This window comes from Microbacterium sp. F2E, assembly GCF_020905435.1.
Lineage (GTDB): Bacteria > Actinomycetota > Actinomycetes > Actinomycetales > Microbacteriaceae > Microbacterium > Microbacterium lacticum.
The window spans coordinates 1-2,275 of sequence record NZ_JAJJIB010000035.1; the positions used below are offsets into that span (position 1 = coordinate 1).

The following is a 2,275-nucleotide window of genomic DNA, read 5'->3' on the forward strand; positions in this document are numbered from 1 at the left end:
GTGTTTAGCCGGGGCTTCGGGTAGCGCGGTTGTAGTGATCCGGTAGCACGGGCGCGGCGATCGGATAGCGGCCCGCGCCCGCGCGACCGGTTCAGCTGGTGGTCTCAGCGTGGGTGTGGCGGCGCATGTTCGGCCCGTCGAGTTGGACGAGTTCGGCGTTGCTGACGATGCGGTTCAGGATGGACTCCGCGATGACCGCGTCGTGTAGCGACCGGTACCAGTCCTCGGGGTCGAACTGGCTGGTCACGACCGTCGACCCGCGTCCTTCGCGGGCGGCGAGGATGTTCAGTAGCTCGGCGGCGGTCTCCCCGGTGATCGGGGTGGTGAGGAAGTCGTCGAGCACGAGCAGATCGCAGGTGTGCAGCCCGGTGAGGAACGTCAGCCGCTGCGCGTCTTGGCGGTGGTAGACGGCGAGTTGGTTCGCGAGGTCGTCGAGCCGGAAGTAGCGGGCGGTGTAGTCGCGTCGGCAGGCGGCGTTCACGAGCGCTTGGGCGAGGTAGGACTTCCCGACGCTGGACTTGCCGAGGATCACGAGGTTGTGGGTCTGGTCGATCCATCGGCAGGCCGCGAGCCGGGCGATGAGTTCCCGGTTCAGGTTCCGCCCGTCGAGGTAGTGGATGTCTTCGACGCAGGCCGCCGGGTTCGGTGTCCGTGATGCTTTCAGCAGCTTCAGCACGCGCCGTTCGGAGCGGGCTGCCGTCTCTTGCTCGAGGGCGTGGCGGATCTTCTGCGAGAACGTCCACTGGTCGTAGGTGGGGTCGTTCGCGATGTCGATGACCGCTTCCCCGAACGCGGTCATCCGCAGTCTCGTGAACAGGGGCATGTCGTCGGTGGTGAGGTGCTGGTCAAGCATCAGCGCGCCCCTCCCGTCGAGTCGCCGGCTGATCGGAGCGCGTCAAGGCTGAACGCTCCCGCGCCGGCCAGGTGCGCCCGGCTGGTATCCCGACGCCTCGGCGCCGCGACTCCCGCCGGTGACGTGACGACGATTCCGGCCTCGCTGCTGACGGTGGGGCGGGCGTCGAGTCCGGCGCGGAGCGCGGTGATGCGGTGCTTGACGGCGGTGTAGGTGATCTGCCGGTGCGGGTCCTCATCAACCAAGCCGCGGCAGGCTTGCTCGAGCAGGACCCGGCTGCCGCGCCCTCCGAGGTCGAGGATGTTCATGCAGGACCGGTAGCCCTGCGCCTCGATCACCTTCCCATCCAGCAGCCTCGTCAACGCCGCGACTGTCCCGGGGCCGACCTTCGACGCCTGCCGGAGGAAGTACCCGCGCGTCCAGAGCCCCGACACCGTCTCCGCGTGCGCGGGCGCGTGCTCGGGGTCGGTGACGTAGCCGTTGCGGCGCGGGCCGTGCTGGTGGGTGGCGATGATCTCCCCGCCGGAGAGCACGTCGATCTGCTCCCCGATGACCCGGACATCGACGGTGAGGCCGGCGAACCGGTGTGGGACGGAGTACTTGATCGTGTCGAGCTGGATATGCCAGTCCCGGTGAACCTTCGCCTTCCGCCAGACCACCGGCTCCCAACGCCGCACCGGCAGCGAGAGCAGCTCGCCCTGCTCGTGCTCGGTGAACCAGTCGCGACGCGACCGGGATTCGCCGCGGAACGGGGTCCGGTCGTTGATCGCGTCGACCTGGGCGGCGACGGCGGTGTTCAGCTCGTCCAGCGACGCGAACACCCGATCGGCGAGGTAATGGATCACCCAGTTCGTGACGACCTTCACCCCCGCTTCGACATGCCCCTTGTCGCGGGGACGATATGAGCGGGTCGGGACCGCGGCGGTGGCGTAGTACTCCAGGAACTCCGCATAGACAGAGTTCACGTCCCTGGCCTTCTCGGTCCGGGAGATCTGGTTCGACGCGGTCGACGCGTTGTCCGGGATCACGACCTGGGTGACGCCGCCGAAGTGCTCGAACGCGCGCCGGTGCGCGTCCAACCAGGCCGGCTGCTTCTCATCCAGACACCCGTACGCGAACACCATCCCGGAGAACGGCAACGACGCGACGAACACCGACACCCGCGTCGTCTCCCTCGTGATCGGGTCCGTGAGCTGCATCTGCGTCCCAGCCCAGTCGACCTGCACCGAATGTCCGGGAACGTGCGCGATCGGGAGCGTCAGATCGTTCACGCGGACGTGCTCCGCGACGATCTGGCAGAACCGCTCATACCCATAGAACCGTGCACCGGCCGGGGCGTCGGTCTCCAGATACCGTGCCCACAACACCTTCAACGGCGGCTTCTTCCGCCCCAGCCGGGCTGCGACGACCCGCTCGATATCG

The 2,275-nt window shown here is 68.0% G+C and carries 2 protein-coding genes; both read right to left on the reverse strand.

Features of this window, described 5'->3' with window-relative positions:
* Positions 1-91 precede the first annotated feature (91 nt).
* Positions 92-853: an ATP-binding protein gene (locus tag LOK55_RS13820; protein ID WP_229935832.1), complete on the reverse strand. Its 762-nt coding sequence runs from the start codon at positions 851-853 to the stop codon at positions 92-94.
* The coding region (istA, locus tag LOK55_RS13825; protein ID WP_229935833.1) for an IS21 family transposase at positions 853-2,275 on the reverse strand (1,423 nt) is incomplete at its 5' end. The genes istA and LOK55_RS13820, both read right to left, overlap by 1 nt.

Excerpts from the sequence above, each read along its gene's own strand:
- LOK55_RS13820 (WP_229935832.1), bottom strand. The coding sequence starts at position 853 with ATGCTTGACCAGCACCTCACCACCGACGACATGCCCCTGTTCACGAGA.